The organism is Bacillus sp. FSL K6-3312 (genome assembly GCF_038007485.1).
GTDB classification, from domain to species: domain Bacteria; phylum Bacillota; class Bacilli; order Bacillales; family Bacillaceae; genus Bacillus; species Bacillus pumilus.
Genome location: NZ_JBBOXI010000001.1, coordinates 221,472 through 237,540 on the forward strand (window position 1 = coordinate 221,472; position 16,069 = coordinate 237,540).

At 41.9% G+C, this 16,069-nt stretch carries 17 protein-coding genes, 2 pseudogenes and 1 riboswitch; of the genes and pseudogenes, 8 read left to right on the top strand and 11 right to left on the bottom strand.

Features of this window, described 5'->3' with window-relative positions; all coding sequences use genetic code 11:
• Positions 1 to 8: 8 nt before the first annotated feature.
• The 8 genes and pseudogenes from glpT to MHI11_RS01310 form a co-directional block, all read right to left on the bottom strand.
• Positions 9 to 1,343, bottom strand: a complete 1,335-nt coding sequence (gene glpT / locus MHI11_RS01275; protein WP_340960228.1) for a glycerol-3-phosphate transporter — start codon at positions 1,341 to 1,343, stop codon at positions 9 to 11.
• Between the two features lie 226 nt (positions 1,344 to 1,569).
• The gene (locus MHI11_RS01280; protein ID WP_340960230.1) at positions 1,570 to 2,340 is read right to left on the bottom strand and encodes a SurA N-terminal domain-containing protein; all 771 of its coding nucleotides are present in this window, start codon (positions 2,338 to 2,340) and stop codon (positions 1,570 to 1,572) included.
• A gap of 152 nt (positions 2,341 to 2,492) precedes the next feature.
• Positions 2,493 to 4,376, bottom strand: coding sequence for a thioredoxin domain-containing protein (locus MHI11_RS01285; RefSeq protein WP_340960231.1), 1,884 nt, complete (start codon positions 4,374 to 4,376; stop codon positions 2,493 to 2,495).
• A 9-nt stretch (positions 4,377 to 4,385) separates the two neighbouring features.
• Positions 4,386 to 4,567 (bottom strand): annotated as a pseudogene (locus MHI11_RS01290) (DUF255 domain-containing protein); the annotation flags it as partial.
• Positions 4,568 to 4,646: 79 nt separating this feature from the next.
• Positions 4,647 to 4,979 carry a hypothetical protein gene (locus MHI11_RS01295; protein WP_126268980.1) on the bottom strand — a complete coding sequence of 111 codons (333 nt, stop codon included), beginning with the start codon at positions 4,977 to 4,979 and terminating at the stop codon, positions 4,647 to 4,649.
• A 186-nt stretch (positions 4,980 to 5,165) separates the two neighbouring features.
• Positions 5,166 to 6,287, bottom strand: a complete 1,122-nt coding sequence (locus MHI11_RS01300) for an SIR2 family protein (RefSeq protein ID WP_113768618.1) — start codon at positions 6,285 to 6,287, stop codon at positions 5,166 to 5,168.
• Between the two features lie 126 nt (positions 6,288 to 6,413).
• A pseudogene (locus tag MHI11_RS01305) lies at positions 6,414 to 6,602 on the bottom strand (DUF255 domain-containing protein); the annotation flags it as partial.
• Positions 6,603 to 6,659: 57 nt separating this feature from the next.
• Complete coding sequence (locus tag MHI11_RS01310; RefSeq protein WP_065097713.1) at positions 6,660 to 7,166, bottom strand: hypothetical protein; 507 nt, start codon at positions 7,164 to 7,166, stop codon at positions 6,660 to 6,662.
• 182 nt (positions 7,167 to 7,348) lie between these two features.
• Between MHI11_RS01310 and MHI11_RS01315 the strand changes: the two genes are divergently transcribed.
• The 7 genes from MHI11_RS01315 (at position 7,349) to MHI11_RS01345 (ending at position 11,432) form a co-directional block, all read left to right on the top strand.
• Entirely contained in the window at positions 7,349 to 7,609 is a 261-nt protein-coding gene (locus MHI11_RS01315) for a metal-sensitive transcriptional regulator (protein WP_099726207.1), read from the top strand.
• 123 nt (positions 7,610 to 7,732) lie between these two features.
• Positions 7,733 to 8,215: a DsrE/DsrF/DrsH-like family protein gene (locus MHI11_RS01320; RefSeq protein WP_003216959.1), complete on the top strand. Its 483-nt coding sequence runs from the start codon at positions 7,733 to 7,735 to the stop codon at positions 8,213 to 8,215.
• A gap of 14 nt (positions 8,216 to 8,229) precedes the next feature.
• On the top strand, positions 8,230 to 8,583 hold the full coding sequence (locus MHI11_RS01325; protein WP_340960234.1) for a rhodanese-like domain-containing protein: 354 nt from the start codon (positions 8,230 to 8,232) through the stop codon (positions 8,581 to 8,583).
• 47 nt (positions 8,584 to 8,630) lie between these two features.
• A complete protein-coding gene (locus tag MHI11_RS01330; RefSeq protein ID WP_340960235.1) occupies positions 8,631 to 9,191 on the top strand; it encodes a sulfurtransferase TusA family protein in 561 nt (186 codons plus the stop codon).
• A gap of 14 nt (positions 9,192 to 9,205) precedes the next feature.
• On the top strand, positions 9,206 to 10,333 hold the full coding sequence (locus MHI11_RS01335; protein WP_340960236.1) for an MBL fold metallo-hydrolase: 1,128 nt from the start codon (positions 9,206 to 9,208) through the stop codon (positions 10,331 to 10,333).
• A gap of 33 nt (positions 10,334 to 10,366) precedes the next feature.
• Positions 10,367 to 10,597, top strand: a complete 231-nt coding sequence (locus tag MHI11_RS01340; protein WP_003216954.1) for a sulfurtransferase TusA family protein — start codon at positions 10,367 to 10,369, stop codon at positions 10,595 to 10,597.
• 58 nt (positions 10,598 to 10,655) lie between these two features.
• On the top strand, positions 10,656 to 11,432 hold the full coding sequence (locus tag MHI11_RS01345; RefSeq protein ID WP_185108626.1) for a sulfite exporter TauE/SafE family protein: 777 nt from the start codon (positions 10,656 to 10,658) through the stop codon (positions 11,430 to 11,432).
• 51 nt (positions 11,433 to 11,483) lie between these two features.
• Here the strand turns inward: MHI11_RS01345 and MHI11_RS01350 are convergent, their stop codons facing one another.
• The gene (locus tag MHI11_RS01350; protein ID WP_340960238.1) at positions 11,484 to 11,660 is read right to left on the bottom strand and encodes a hypothetical protein; all 177 of its coding nucleotides are present in this window, start codon (positions 11,658 to 11,660) and stop codon (positions 11,484 to 11,486) included.
• A 142-nt stretch (positions 11,661 to 11,802) separates the two neighbouring features.
• Complete coding sequence (proS, locus tag MHI11_RS01355; protein WP_340960239.1) at positions 11,803 to 13,236, bottom strand: proline--tRNA ligase; 1,434 nt, start codon at positions 13,234 to 13,236, stop codon at positions 11,803 to 11,805.
• Positions 13,237 to 13,631: 395 nt separating this feature from the next.
• Positions 13,632 to 13,731: riboswitch (purine riboswitch) on the top strand.
• Between the two features lie 77 nt (positions 13,732 to 13,808).
• On the opposite strand from proS, the gene MHI11_RS01360 reads away from it, so the two are divergent.
• Complete coding sequence (locus tag MHI11_RS01360; protein WP_044139188.1) at positions 13,809 to 14,981, top strand: MFS transporter; 1,173 nt, start codon at positions 13,809 to 13,811, stop codon at positions 14,979 to 14,981.
• A gap of 257 nt (positions 14,982 to 15,238) precedes the next feature.
• Here the strand turns inward: MHI11_RS01360 and MHI11_RS01365 are convergent, their stop codons facing one another.
• Positions 15,239 to 16,006 (bottom strand): GNAT family N-acetyltransferase, encoded by a 768-nt coding sequence (locus MHI11_RS01365; protein WP_340960240.1) that lies wholly within the window; start codon positions 16,004 to 16,006, stop codon positions 15,239 to 15,241.
• Between the last annotated feature and the right edge of the window lie 63 nt (positions 16,007 to 16,069).

The following is a 16,069-nucleotide window of genomic DNA, read 5'->3' on the forward strand; positions in this document are numbered from 1 at the left end:
GATTTTCATTAAGCTTGCTCTACGCGCTTCCCTGTATTCCAAGTCATCGCTAGGAAGACAATTGCAAGCACACAAGAACCAACCAATAAAATGAAGCCTCCTGTCCAGTCGTAATGATCCACGACGACGCCCATCATCGCATTGGCGAAGGCAGAGCCGCCAATATAACCGAAGAAGCCTGTGAGTCCAGCCGCAGTGCCAGCCGCTTTTTTCGGAGCGAGGTCAATGGCTTGAAGTCCAATGAGCATGACAGGTCCGTAAATTAAAAAGCCGATGCTGATGAGGGCAATGTTATCGACCATTGGATTGCCAGCAGGGTTTAACCAGTAAACAAGCACCGCAATTAACACCCCAGCCATAAAGAGGACGCCTGCTGGTGCACGGCGGCTTCTAAAGAAGCGGTCGCTGATCCAGCCGCACAATAATGTGCCGGGAATGCCTGCATATTCATAAAGAAAATATGACCAGCGTGAATGCTCTGGTGAAAAGCCCTTTGCTTCTGTTAAGTAGGTCGGCGCCCAGTCCACGACACCGTAACGGACGAAGTACACAAAGACGTTGGCAATGGCGATATACCAAAGGAATTTATTGTTGAGTACATACTTAAATAAAATCTCTTTCACTGTTAATTCTTTTTCTTGATCTTCATACTGCTGTGACGGATAGTCATTGCGATATTCCTCGATTGGCGGAAGACCAGCGGATTGCGGGGTATCCCGGACGAGAAGAATGATCACGAAGGAGACGATAATGGCAATGATGGCAGGGAAGAAAAAGATGCTTTTCCACGTCGCAAACAGCACGATCCCTAAGGTGATGAGCGGTGCAAGAATTCCCCCGCCAATATTGTGAGCGACGTTCCAAATGGACATTTTCGTTCCACGTTCACTAACCGAAAACCAATGCGCCATCGTCCGTCCGCATGGCGGCCACCCCATGCCCTGGAACCAGCCGTTTAAAAACATGAATAAGAACATGATCCATACACTTGACGTCACCCATGGAAATGAGACAAATAGGATATTGATAAGGGCTGATAGAAAGAGTCCGGTGGCTAAAAAGTATCTTGGGTTACAGCGGTCTGAGATCATCCCCATGATGAATTTACTAAAGCCATAAGCGATGGAGACAGCTGCGAGTACAAAGCCTAATTCACTTTTCGTGAACCCTTCTTCCTGTAGATACGGAATAGCAAAAGCGAAATTTTTTCGTAGCAAATAGTAGCCCGCATACCCGATAAAGATGCCTAAAAAGACTTGCAGCCGCAGCCGCTTATACGTCTCATCTGTCTTGGCATCATCGAGCCTGTCGATATGCGGAGCGGGTTTAAACCATTTGAACATAAAGATCCTCCTCTTGTCGTTGTCCGATTGACTGAAGCAAAAGTACGAGATCAGCGTTTGATCTTGTACTTTTTAAGAGACAAAAGAATTGATAACGCTTTCTTTTGTACTCCCATCATATCGGATGGAAGAGACGTTTATGATGAGGCTTTTGTCATAATTTTGGAAAAACAGTTCATCAAGTAACGAAAAAAAATCCGCACAATGGCGGATTTTTTCTTAGCTGTTACAGAGACACATTAATTTTCGCAGATTTCTTTAGTTTTTCAATTTCTTTTTGTACTTCTTTCTGCTTTTCTTGAGATTCTAGCTGTTTTTTAATTTGTGATTTAACCTCTTTGTACTCTGGTGCTTTTTGCTTTTGTTTTTTCATTTCATCAGCGTATTGATCATAGTACGCTTTGACGTCCTTTTCAGAGACGGACGCTGATTTGATTTCTTTGTCGACATACTGGCTATATTTGATGCTGTCGGCAATGTCACTTTTCAGCTGATCCATTGTGAGTCCGCTTTTCTTAAGGGCTTCTTCAAATTGAGCGTTGTCTTTGAATTGTTTCTTTTCTTCTTTTAACTGTTTATCTACCTGCTTGTCAGAGGCTTTGATGCCCTTCTTCTCAGCATCTTGCAGGATGAGCTCTTGACCTACGAGCGCATCAATGGTTTGTTTCTTGACTGCTTTTGCGCCTTCTTTAGATGTTGGGTCTTGCCCGGATTGCTGAAGCTGTCCCTGAATGGTTGATAGAGCGCTATTATATTCATTACCTGTGATTTTGTCTTGGTTGACGGTCGCAACGACCTTTTGATCATCAATTTTTTGTTCGTCTAATTTCTTTTGCATCTCTTCCATTTGCTTTTGCTGTTCTTTTTGGTCAGCCTGTGTTGTTTCCTTGTTTTTGGCTGAGTCGTTTTGCTTATCTTGTTTGGCATCGTTTGACGAGCAGGCTGCAAGCCCAACAGATAACAAACAAGCGATGAGTGTGTATGATACCTTTTTCATCATTTTCTCTCCCTTCGGTATGAGAACATCTAGTGCGCATTCTAACCGTTTTTTAGGAAAAATAAAACCGTACAGACAATTTGTTAGCGGATTGACATGTTTTTTATCTGTTTGTCCTCATTTTGTCTTCTCATAGTCATCTTATGACAGACTCAATCGTGGAATAATTGTTCCATCGCTTCGTCGATATTGGTGATTGGCTGGCGGCAGCTGTAGTTTTCACAAATATACACGGTGGTTTTGCCATCGATCGTTTTGTAATCTTTTGTAAAGGGCGCGAGTTTTGCTAATTCCTCCCCTGTTTCGGCAGTCAATATGATATCAAATGGCATGAAGCGTTTTTGAAGCGCCTGTAAAAGCTGTTCTTTTTGAGGGTCGCCGTTTTTTCCGAGAATGATGATTTCTCTTTTCGTTGCATATTGAGCGAGGAGTCCTTGCAGAAACGCTGTGTGCCCGCTTGGATAGGAAGAGACATCGACATAAAAGGCTTTGAACATCTGCTCTAATGTGTCCAGCCAATCCTGACGTCCGGTCAGTCTGCTTAGCATGAGAAGCTGCTTGAGTGCGGTGCTGTTACCAGAAGGCATGGCGCCGTCGTACACTTCTTTTTCTCGAACGATGAGCGCTTCCGCATCTGATCCTGAGAAGAAAAAGCCCCCTTTTTCCTTGTCCCAAAACAGCTCAAACATGTTCTCGGCAATAGCTGTCGCTTTTTCCAGCCATGCTAATTCAAAGGTCGCTTCGTATAAAGACATATACGCTTTTAGCATATGAGCATAATCCTCGATAAAGCCGAGATGCTTTACGTCACCTTCTCTATATCGGACCATGAGACGATCATGTTGGACGAGGTGTGTTTCTAGAAAAGACATCGCCTGTTTCGCCATACGGATCGCTTCCTCTGCACCAAATACCCTTCCTGCTTTGGCGAGAGATGAGATCATCAGTGCATTCCATGATGTGAGTACCTTGTCATCGACAAGCGGTGCGGGTCGCTGCTGTCTGACAGATTGTAAAATGTGCCGGGCCTCTTGCAGCTTAGATTGAAGCGCATGGTCATCAATCGAAAAAGAGGCTTTGATGTCATCAAAAGAGGTGGAAATGGTATGAGGGATGTTCGTCCCTTCAAAGTTCCCCTCTTCTGTGATGTGATAGATAGCGCAGAATAATGCGCCGAGGTCCTCGCCTAAATGAGTCATGATCTCATCTTTTGACCAAACGTAATATTGTCCTTCTTTCCCTTCAGAATCTGCATCTATCGCTGAATAAAAGGAGCTGCCCGGATTCATCATATCTCGCTTGATAAAGTGGATCAGGCGGTGGACAAGCTTTTCATATTCAGGTTGTTGAGTGAGCTGATACGCTTCTGTGTAAGCTTCCATCAGCAAGGCGTTATCATACAGCATTTTTTCAAAATGAGGCACAAGCCATTTTTCGTCTGTTGAATAACGAGAAAAACCTGAACCGACATGGTCGTATATACCGCCATTTGCCATTCCATCTAACGTTTTCATGACTGCATATAGCGCATTTTCCTGCCCAGTCCATTCGTAATAGCGCATCAAGAATGAAAGCATATGAGGTGCAGGGAATTTTGGCGCAGAGCCGAATCCGCCGTGCAGCGTATCAAAACTGCTCATGAGCTGATAATAGGCTTTGTGGATCGCCTCTTGGGTGAGCGTATTCTCTGTCTGCCCTGCTGCTTTGATCCGCAGATTATTTGTCGCCTTCTCTGCCAATGATTCGATATGATCGCGATCGTTGTGATATGCGTCCAAGAGTTGTGTCAGTGCCTCGATAAAGCCAGGGCGTCCGTAAGCATTTCTTTTTGGAAAATACGTTCCCGCATAAAAAGGCTTTTGATCAGGTGTGACAAACACGTTCAACGGCCAGCCGCCTTGCCCCGTCATCATCTGACAAACAGACATATACATCGAGTCGATATCTGGGCGCTCCTCACGATCGACTTTAATCGAAATGAAATGCTCATTTAAGATGTCAGCGACTTGTTGATCTTCAAAGCTTTCGTGTGCCATGACATGGCACCAGTGACATGTTCCTTTGGTTAACCATACCCAATCGATACGAAAACAGGTTTGTTTTCGCGTTTCGCTTTTTTGAATGCTTCGTCTGACCATGTGTACCATTTAACTGGATTGTAGGCGTGTTGAAGTAAGTAGGGAGACTTTTCAGCGATTAATCGGTTGGGTATTTTTTTGTTTGGCATGGGATCACCTACTTCCGTTGTTAGTTTATTGCACTGTACTTTACCTTTAAAGAGACTTAGTCTATGCTTATTCGATAATTTAATTGGACTGATTTTGTGTAAATTCTGAAGTCCGAGAGGAATTTTCAGAATTAGTTGAGGAATATATTTTAAAATCATTTGGCTTTAAATCAGATTTGAGTTTTGAATCTTTAATTAAGTCTTTCCTTATTTCAACAAGTAATTCTCCAAGAGCTTTATGTTTGTGTTCATGAGTTGAGCTATTTTTAACACTTTCTAAAAAGTTGTATAGTTTATTTATGACTTGATCTGGACAATACAACCAACATAAGTTAACTTGATCTATAAAAACGGATTTTAGCTCTGAATTTTCAGACTCAACATAAAAGCCTTTTAGACTTTTTACCAGCACAGCATAACGCTCCTCTTTTCTGATGAATACTTCCTGATTCCTTTTGCTTCTCTCATTTAAATACCATGTAAAAAAACCACCAAATATAGTTAGTATAGCGACAAATAAAGGCGAGTATGTAGCAAAATCTTGCAGAATAATACACTCCCATTCTATTAGAGTTAGTTACAAATAGAATCAAAAAAATTAAACATCTTTTATACTGTTAGCTCCTCCGAATAATATATTATCGTCTTCAATTTTGAAAGCATGTTTTTTAGGTATTTGCAAATTAGTATTTACCCTATTGATAAAACTGTGCTTGGATGCCTCATCTTTAGCGTAATCTACAATTATAATTTTAAATGGAATTGGGTTTTCTTTCCTTCTTGAAAATTTTAACCTTTCTGAAATAGCTTTATTTATATGATTATCCCTAAAGCTATAACCTATTATATATAATTCATCACAAAGGTTATCTTCAATTACCATGCATTTTTTGAACTCATTGTAATAAAAATGGAATGGGTTTTGTTGGACTTTGAAACTCTTCCCACCTCCGGTAACTATAGAAGGAACTACACCTTTTTCAAATATGTTTTCATAAAGATCACTGTTTCTTAAAGATTCTGTAGTTATTTTAAAAATACGTCCAGTTTTGATATCTTTAAAGGACGATAAAGAACCATGTAAATGATGCAGTCTTATATTCTTTTCATAATTTTCAGGATGTATCTGTTTACTTCTATCTGGATCAAAGTAATATTGATAATCATTATTTATAACAGGCCATTTTTTTCCTCTATAATGAAAGTCTGCGAATTGCTCTTTTCTATAGTAAGTTAATAGTATTGTTTCTAGTAGTAAATCAAAGTTTAATGTAAACAAATCAACATGTTCGGAAGAATCAATGATCTTTGTTAACCAATCCACAAAGGGCTGTAATTTATCAGAGATATCTTTTTGCCGAACATTGTTAATTATTAAATCAAGGATTGAAGATGTATATTGATGAATTACTATTTGTACTGCTTCAATATGGTCAGCTAATTCATTGTTATTCAGTCTATAAGAATTTAAAAAATTCTTTCCGTTTTCTCCAGTTAAAAATTCATTATAGTGAGATAATGAATCGTAGACTTGTTCAATTGTAGCGATTGCTTCTTCAAAATCTAGTTGTGAATAGTTGTCTCTCATATGATGTTTTATAAATTCTCGATGATTGTCATCCAATCTATCAAAAAACCTTTTGGTTATTGATCCTAATCCAAAATCAGAATTTAAAGCTACTGATAAACCGTTTCCTGTTAAAATTGCTCTTCTTGACAAGAATAATTCCCCCTTTGTTTATAACTAACTCTTAATGAATATCGGTAATTAGATCTTTGTTTTTAACAAAAAAAGGTTTATTTACAAAATGGGGAATTTGTATTTTGGATTACTATTGTTAGTTTAATTAGTCATATGATGGCACCAGTGATAAGTGGCATAACCGATGCTGACAAGCACTGGTTTATTTTCACGCTTGGCTTTGTCAAAGGCTTCTTGCCCCCACGGGTACCAGTGAACTGGGTTGTGGGCGTGCTGAAGGAGGTATGGCGATTTTTCAGTGATGAGTGGGTTGGGTGTTTGGTTGTTTGGCATGGGTCACCTGCTTTTTTCTTTTTTTAAGATCCCTCATTTGGAAGGAATTTATCATTTTCACTTCTTCACCAACACATATTGTAGGTTTTCTAATTCAAACATATCAATCAGTTCATCGATCCCTTTAAAATTGATATGTTTCCCAAACTGTTTTTTGCTTAGGTCAATTTCTACATCCAATTGATCATCCTTTTCTTTCGTTTCGAGTTCATTTAGACAAGAATAGATTTCGATGGTTTCTCCTGTTGACAGCTCTTTTTCAATGAATTGAAAAAGTGCACGAAGAGAATGAATGATGTCCAATTCATAAACAAAAGGATGCGTGAATTTGTTTCTTACCATTTCATAGACAGGATCTAAATAATCAATGTGAATGCCTTCGAAATCCTCTTCTGTTTCGAATACTTCTATCAAAGGATCTTCTTTTTGATAGGTTTTGTGCTTTTTTTGTTTTTGATCAAACAATTTGATATTGAGTTCAGAGAGTGGTTTATAGGTAGGATTTTGACCAATGGTCCCAAGCGGCAGTTCTTTGTTTGATCCAATATAATGCTGTAAAGTCATGGGTTGCCCTCTTTTCTTCAATGATTTCTTGTTCGTTGATTATTTACTTTTTATCAATAAATGGTGGAATGTGCAATTCTTTTCACATTCGTTTTCTACAAAAGAAAAGGGCAAGTCGTTTGACTAAATACCTCTTAGGGTATACTATCTGTCATAGAAAGAATAGAAAGGAGTGCTTATTCATGGAATATAATCAGCAGATGAAGAACCGTCTTCGCCGGATTGAAGGGCAGATTAAAGGGGTTCTTGCGATGATGGAGCAGGGCAAGGATTGCCGTGAGGTGGTCACGCAGCTGTCTGCATCACGTAATGCGATTGATCGGGCAATGGGTGTGATTGTGAGTACAAATCTTGAGCAATGTGTCCGTGAAAGTCTTGAAGAAGGCAAGGATACGGAAGGGCTTGTGAAAGAGGCAGTTGAGCTATTGGTGAAAAGCCGGTAAGAAATTCCTCAGCCTTTGGAGGTTGACGGATTTTTTTACTTGATGTAATATACCCTTACCGGTATATGTATATATTTTTTATTTTTATATACCCCCATAGGTAATATTTGAAGGAGGAGCAGAATGGAAGAACAGAAAAAACGCACGACGATTGTGTTATTTAGTGGAGATTATGATAAAGCGATGGCTGCTTACATTATTGCCAATGGTGCAGCAGCCTATGATCATGAGGTGACCATTTTCCATACGTTTTGGGGGCTGAACGCCTTACGTAAGGATGAGATGGTACCGATGAAAAAAGGATTTTTAGAAAAAATGTTCGGCAAAATGATGCCGCGCGGGGCTGATCGTATGGGGCTGTCCAAGATGAACTTTGCAGGAATGGGGCCGAAGATGATTAAGCATGTGATCAAAAAGCACAATGCCATGACCTTGCCGCAGCTCATTGAGATGGCGAAGGAACAGGATATCAATCTTGTCGCATGTACAATGACGATGGATCTTTTAGGATTACAGGAGAAAGAATTATTAGATGACATTCAATATGCTGGTGTAGCGGCATATTTAGCAGAGGCTGAAATCGGACGTGTGAATTTATTTATCTAGTGAGGTGAAGCAGGATGGTGCAGACGATTTTACTCATCATCGTAATTGGATTACTCGTGAGCCGCTTTCTGCCGGTTCGAGGTGTGAAGCAAATGGATGCAGCTCATATGAAAAAGAAGCTGAAAAGCAGAGGTCAACAGCTCATTGATGTACGCTCTCCCAGTGAATTTCAAACAAATCATATCAAAGGCTTTCAAAACATCCCGTTGTCTCATTTGAAGAAACGAGCTTCTCAGCTTGAGAAAAAAGAAGAGGTCTATGTGATATGTCAAAGCGGGATGAGAAGTATGCAGGCGGCGAAAATATTGAAGAAGCAAGGATTTACTCAGATTACAAACATCAAGGGTGGCATGAATGCTTGGCATTAAATGCGCAATAAAATATACCCCCACCCCTATATGGAGGAGGATAAGACATGCAGCAACCAACTGTCATTTTAGATGCAAAAGGATTGGCATGCCCGATGCCGATTGTGAAAACAAAAAAACAAATGAATGAGCTTTTGCCAGGAGATGTACTTGAAGTACAAGCTACGGATAAAGGGTCAGCAGCGGATCTAGCGGCATGGTCAAAAAGTGCAGGCCACGAATTTTTAGGAACAACAGTAGAAGGCCAGGTGCTTCATCATTTGATTCGTAAGGGCGGAGAACAAGAGAAAGAAGGGAAGTCCATGATTTCGGAAATGTCTTTGGAGACTTTTCAACAGAAAGTAAAAGAAGATCCATCTTTGTTTATTTTAGATGTGCGAGAGCTTGATGAATACGAGGCGGGGCATATTCCAAGAGCTGTTCATATTCCTCTTGGTGAGGTTGAACAACGTGCGGAGGAATTGAGCCGGGAGACGGACATTTACTTGATCTGTCATTCAGGCAGAAGAAGTGAATTAGCTGCGCAAAAGTTAAAAGAAAAAGGATTTCATCAATTGATGAATATCGTGCCAGGCATGAATAGCTGGACAGGAGCGATTGAAAAATAGGAGCTGAATGAAACATGACGGTAACAGCGATGAACGCAGAGCAGTTAACAAAAAAGATCGTGAACAAGGAACCGCTCTTTTTGCTAGATGTGCGAAATCAAGCGGATGTTCAGGATTGGAAGATCGAAGGGGAAGCAATCGTTCATATGAATGTGCCTTATTTTGATCTCCTTGAAGGAGTAGAGGGCATTTTGCATGACATTCCTCATGATCGTGAAGTGTTGGTGGTTTGTGCCAAGGAAGGCTCCTCTATCATGGTCGCGGAGATGCTGTCAGAGGTGGGTAGAACGGTCCATTATTTAGAAGGCGGCATGAAGGCGTGGAGTGAGCATCTAGAGCCAGTGAAGATCGGTGATTTAAGCGGCGGTGGAGAGCTGTATCAATTTGTGCGAATGGGCAAGGGATGTCTGTCTTATATGATCATGTCGAATGGAGAAGCCGCAATTGTAGATGCAGCTAGAATGACGGATGTTTATATTCGTTTTGCTAAAAAGCATCATGTCTCTATAACGCAAGTGTTAGATACTCATCTTCATGCAGATCATATTTCTGGCGGGAAAAAACTGGCTGAACAGACTGGTGCCAACTACTGGCTGCCGCCAAAAGATGCAGAAGAAGTGATCTTTGAGTATAACCGACTTGAAGAAGGGCAGCGCATAACGATTGGAGCGGCTTCAATTGATATTCACCCCCTTTACTCGCCGGGGCATACGATTGGTTCAACATCTTTTATCGTGGATCGGCAATATCTTCTTTCAGGTGATATTTTGTTCGTGGATTCGATTGGAAGACCTGACCTCGCTGGAATGGCGGAGGACTGGGTAGGTGATTTGAGAGAAACACTTTATGACCGATATAGAGCACTTTCGAAAGAATTGATTGTGCTACCAGCGCATTTCATGATCATGGATGAAGTCAATGAAGACGGAAGCGTTTGGAAGGAGCTAGGCGTCCTATTTGAAGAAAATCATGGACTGAATATTGAAGATGATGACGTATTTAGACAAATGGTCACGAAGAATCTGCCTGCACAGCCAAACGCCTATCAAGACATTCGTCAAACCAATATGGGGAAGCTGAGTCCAGATGATGAAGCGAAGCGTGAAATGGAAATTGGTCCAAACCGTTGTGCGATTCGGTAATGTCCAATAAAATAAGAAGAGAGGAACAATCAAATGACATCAGATCAAATATTAGACGTCACAGGGCTTGCATGCCCAATGCCGATTATTCGGACGAAGAAAAAAATGAATGACTTGACGGAGGGTCAAGTGTTAGAAATACATGCAACAGATAAAGGGGCTAAAGCTGACTTAGCAGCATGGGCGAAGTCAAGCGGACATGAATTGATCACGCAGACGGATGAAGGAGATGTGCTGAAGTTCTGGGTGAGAAAAGGGTCCTAAAGGATGTAGGGGTATCTGCTGAAGATCCCCTTTTCCTTTTGCAAAGGAGGAGACCAGCGTGGATTTTGCGTTTTTGATTACACTTTTTATCATCGGATGTATTGGTTCCTTCTTATCAGGAATGGTGGGGATCGGGGGATCTGTGATCAACTATCCTATGCTGCTTTATATCCCGCCACTGGTCGGTGTGATGGCACTATCGGCACATGAGGTATCAGGAATTGGCGCCATTCAAGTGCTTTTTTCGACGCTCGGTGGGGTATTGGCCTACCGAAAAAGCGGGTATTTACATCGCTCGTTGATTTTATATATGGGAAGCAGTATATTGGCAGGCAGCTTATTAGGCAGTTATATATCACACTTCATGCCGGAGAAAGGGATGAATCTCGTCTATGGATTGCTCGCCATTGTAGCCGTTATCCTCATGCTGATTCCGAAAAAAGGGCAGCGTGCAGACGCAGAGGGAGAAGTGACTTTTCATAAAGGGCTGGCCGCTGGTATTGCCTTTGTGATCGGCAGTGTTTCAGGGGTTTTAGGCGCAGGAGGAGCATTTATCTTGGTGCCGGTGATGCTGTCTATTTTAAAAATTCCTGTACGGATGACCATTGCGTCGTCACTTGCGATTACGTTTCTTTCTGCCATCGGTGCATCTACTGGAAAGGTATTGACGGGTCAAGTCATGCTCCTTCCTGCTGTTGTGTTAATGGCGGCAAGTTTGATTGCCGCTCCGATTGGTGCAAAGGTCGGTCAGAAAATCAATGCCGTCTACTTGCAATGGCTACTTGCCGTGATGATTACAGCGACAGCGATAAAAATTTGGCTGGATCTATTTTGAAGAAAAAACCAACAGAGAAAGCAGCAGCTGCTTCACACGTGTTGGTCTTTTTTATTTGACGTCATCGTGCTCGATATACGTTTCAAGTGCTGGGTGGTACTCTTTTTGATAATGAAGGTTGGGGCATGTTTTCACGACTTTGCCTTGCAGGGCATTGGACTTAGAGACTTTTAATGCTGTTTTACATTTAGGGCAGCGTTCGGCAAACAGTGAGGGCCAGCGCTTCATACATCACCACTCCAGTTAAAGTCTTAAAAACCGATTATATTAATATGAATTATAGGGGATCGTGTAGGTGAGGTCAATGGGTGTTTGGATCTTTTTAACAAAAGAGAAGCATTTCCAGGATGCTTCTCTTTTGTCCATATTATTAGTAGGCTTTTGCCCAGAACACCATATCAGATGCAGGTTTTCCGCAGCAGACACATGTGTCTGAAACAGATTCCTGTTCAAATGGGATACAGCGTGAGGTCGCCCCTGTTCTTTCTTTAATGTCGTTCTCACAGGCTTCGTCACCACACCACATGGCTTTAATCAATCGGTTTTCTTCTGAAAGAATGTGCTCAATGTCTTCGATGGTGTGAGCTTTTGATGTTTTTTCATGTAATCGTTCTTTCGCCTTTTCGTACATCGTCCGTTGAATATCTTCAAGCGTGGATGTGATGGTTTGTTCAAGTGCATCTAATGTGACAGCTTGCTTTTCACCAGTGTCTCGTCTTGCGAGCATCACCTGTCCTTTTTCGATGTCCTTTGGTCCTACTTCGACACGTAGAGGGATGCCCTGCATTTCACATTCGTTGAACTTCCAGCCTGGCTGTTTATCGCTTGCATCAATGTCAGCACGTACGATGCGGGTGAGTCGATCTTTCAATTCGTAGGCATGATCGAGTACACCTTCTTTATGAGAGGCGATTGGCACGATTCGCACTTGGGTTGGCGCAATGTTTGGCGGAAGGACGAGTCCTCTGTCATCGCCGTGCACCATGATCATGGCACCGATGATTCTTGTGGTGAAGCCCCAAGAGGTTTGCTGGACATGCTCTAGCTTTCCTTCGCGGTTTAAGAACTCAATGCCAAATGCTTTGGCAAAGCCGTTGCCGAAGAAGTGAGAAGTGGCCGTTTGCAGCGCTTTTCCATCATGCATCAGGCTTTCAACCGTATAGGTGAAGCGGGCACCAGCGAATTTTTCCTTCTCTGTTTTTCTCCCTTTAATGACAGGAATGGCAAGGAGCTCTTCGCAAAGAGAAGCGTAGATGTGAAGCATTCTTTCTGTCTCCTCAATCGCTTCTTGCTCCGTCTCATGGCATGTGTGTCCTTCCTGCCATAGGAATTCAAGCGTTCTAAGGAATGGACGTGTGGTCTTTTCCCAGCGGACGACATTCGCCCATTGGTTATAAAGCTTCGGTAAATCACGGTAGGAATGAATGATATTTTTGTAATGCTCAGCGAACAGTACTTCAGAGGTCGGTCTGACGCAGAGCCTTTCCTGTAATTCGGATTCACCGCCATGTGTGACCCACGCCACTTCAGGAGCGAAGCCTTCGATATGGTCTTTTTCCTGCTGCAGCAGACTTTCTGGGATAAAGAGCGGCATATACACATTCTCATGCCCTGTTTCTTTGATTTGGCGGTCCAGTTCGTCACGAATATTCTCCCAAATTTTAAAGCCGTATGGCTGAATGATCATACTGCCTCTGACGCTTGAATAATCGACGAGGCGCGCCTTTGTGACAACATCTGTATACCACTGGGCAAAGTCGTCTTCCATGCTTGTGATTTTTTCAACAAATTGTTTCTTTGACATTGCATATTCCTCCTTTTAAAATGCAAAAAAGCTGTGCTTTAAGTTAGGGACCATTCCTGGTGGTACCACCCTAATTTAAAGCACAGCTTTACACTCGATCATGATAACGGTATGAACCGCTGTATGAAACAGAACTAAATCGGCAGGTTCACTTGAAGATGTCAGTAGGAACTTCTCAGCACCGTTCCCTCTCTGTTAAAGGTCAATTCAAGCTACTATTCCAGATCTACGTTGATCAATGTTCGTTGATTTTTCATCAGTTTACCTGTAAATGCAGGAGAAAGCAAGTTGTACTGGGGTTTCTTTTCATGCTGTTCTGAGTGCTTTGTTTGATCGTGAATTTGCAGTCATTTCCTATTTTTATAGCTTGCCAGTTATGTAAGCATATGCTACTATATTTGAAGAAAAAATAGACTTGTATAACCTCAATAATATGGTTTGAGGGTTTCTACCAGGATCCGATAAATCCTGATTACAAAAGCGTGCTTTCCTTTTTTGTAATCAGGGTTTTTTTGTTTGTCTTCACCCTGTATCAAAAGTGAAAGCGATGATATAGAGAAGGGATGTTAGACATGAACTGGAGAGTATATTTATTAGCCGTTTCTACTTTTGCGGTTGGATTAGTTGAGCTTGTGGTCGGAGGCATTTTGCCAAGCCTTGCAGAGGATTTGAATGTATCTCTTGCGACAGCTGGGCAGCTTATCACCGTATTTGCCATTGTGTATGCCATTTCAGCACCTGTGCTGCTGACTGCCACAGCTAAAATTGAACGAAAGCGTCTTTATTTAATCGCGTTATTGGTGTTTACAATAGGGAATGTATTCACATATTTTAGTTCGACCTTTGCCCTTGTCATGATCTCTAGGGTATTGATCGCAATGAGTACAGCGCTAGTGGTGGTGTTGTCACTGACGATCACTGCTAAGTTGGTGGAACCAGCGCATCGTGCGAAGGCATTAGGGCTGATTTTTATTGGGATTAGTTCTTCACTTGTTCTCGGTGTACCGATCGGTATTTTTATTACAGAGAGCTTTGGCTGGAGAGTGATGTTTTTAGGAATCAGTATTTTATCAGCGATATCGATGGTGCTAATTTATTTCCTATTGGAGAAAATGCCTGTTGAAAAAGTGACACCTCTTAGAGAGCAAATACGTTCTTTAGGGCATCCGAAAATTTTTAGTGCACATTTGATCAGTTTGTTTATGCTTGCAGGTCATTATATGCTTTATTCTTATTTCACTCCGTTTTTAATGGAAGTGCTGCATATGACCCCGTTCTGGATTAGTATTTGTTATTTGGTCTTCGGGCTTGCATCTATTGGCGGGAATGGGTTAGGCGGCTGGCTTAGTGACAAGCTGGGTTCAGGGAAAGCCATTTTGCTGGTGACAATCGCGTTTGCGGTTGTGTTGTTTATCATTCCTTATACAGCGGGTGTGTTTGTCCTCTTTATGATCATGGTTGTCCTATGGGGAGCGCTTAGCTGGGCATTAACGCCTGCCTTGCAGAGCTATTTGATTCAAACAGATCCTGTCACTTCTGATATTCAGCAAAGCTTAAATACATCGGCCTTGCAAATTGGTATCTCAATTGGATCAGCGGTTGGCGGTGTCCTATTTACGATGACCGGTTCATCTGTTGATCTGGCGAAGTTCGGTGCAGTGTTTGTGCTGATTGCGTTTAGCTGTGCGGTGATTTCGTTGAAAAGACCACCACTTTATATGGATCGTCAGCATCGTGCTGAATAGCTGCCTAATGATAGGCAGCTTCAGCGTGTAGACAAACCCTCGCATTCGGTGTCAGTCCTGCGTGCTGGTGCTCACGAATGTCAAATTCGCTCCGCGCCAGTACTCGTCCTTCCTAGACTGCAAAGGTTTTCTATCACGCTGAAAAGAAGACAAAGGGCTAAAATAAAGAACATTTTAGCCCTTTGTCAACAATCTGTAGCTGCCTATGATAGGCAGCCTTTTTTATGTTTTTCTTTCACTTCACACAAAAAAACTTTCTATTCAAAAACAACCATTTCGCCGATTGGTTGAAAGCCGGCACGTTGGTAAATATTTTTGCCGTCAGCTGATGCTTGTAACAGGACGCACTTTTGTTTGTTCTCTGTCTGTGTCAGAAGATAATGAAACATGTCACTGCCAAGTCCCTTTCCGCGGTGCTCTGCCCTTGTGATGACATCATAAATACCGTAGCTATCGGTTGCTTCGAGTAATAAGCCTGTTGTGACCGGCTTGTGGTCTGCATATCCGACGAACATGCGAGCGCGTGAGTGTATAGCTTCAAGCGAAAAACGCTGGAAATAGTTATCTAAGGCGATGGCCTCCGGTGACTCTTTGAATAGCTCGATAAAGATATTTTTGTAATCAAGCAGTGTCTGCTCATCAAGTACTTCTTTGATTGTAAGCGACGAAGGTGTGAATGTATCCATGTCTTCTGTCTGCTCAAGCATCATGATGGTATTACGTTCAACCTCTTCAAGCTGATATTCCTTTAGTAAATCAGTCCAATCAGGATGAAGTAAGCGGTGATCCACCCACGTACTGAATGATTGTTTCTGTGACTGCAAGTGTTCGATGGTCGTTTTCACTTTTTGCGGATCTTTGATTTGCGCTGATGTCGGTAATAGCAAATTGAATGTGTCTGTCGATATGTGAGTATTGGATAGTACGAAATCGTCCGTTGCGAGGAAGGTTCCGTTCACAGCTGAAGAAAACAGGTGGATCTTTTCTTCTAACTGACGAATGGCGATTTTTTGTTCGGTTTTCATTAGCTCACCTTTTTCATCAAAAATTGGATGACATCCCCTATGAATGATAGCAAATAAAAGAAA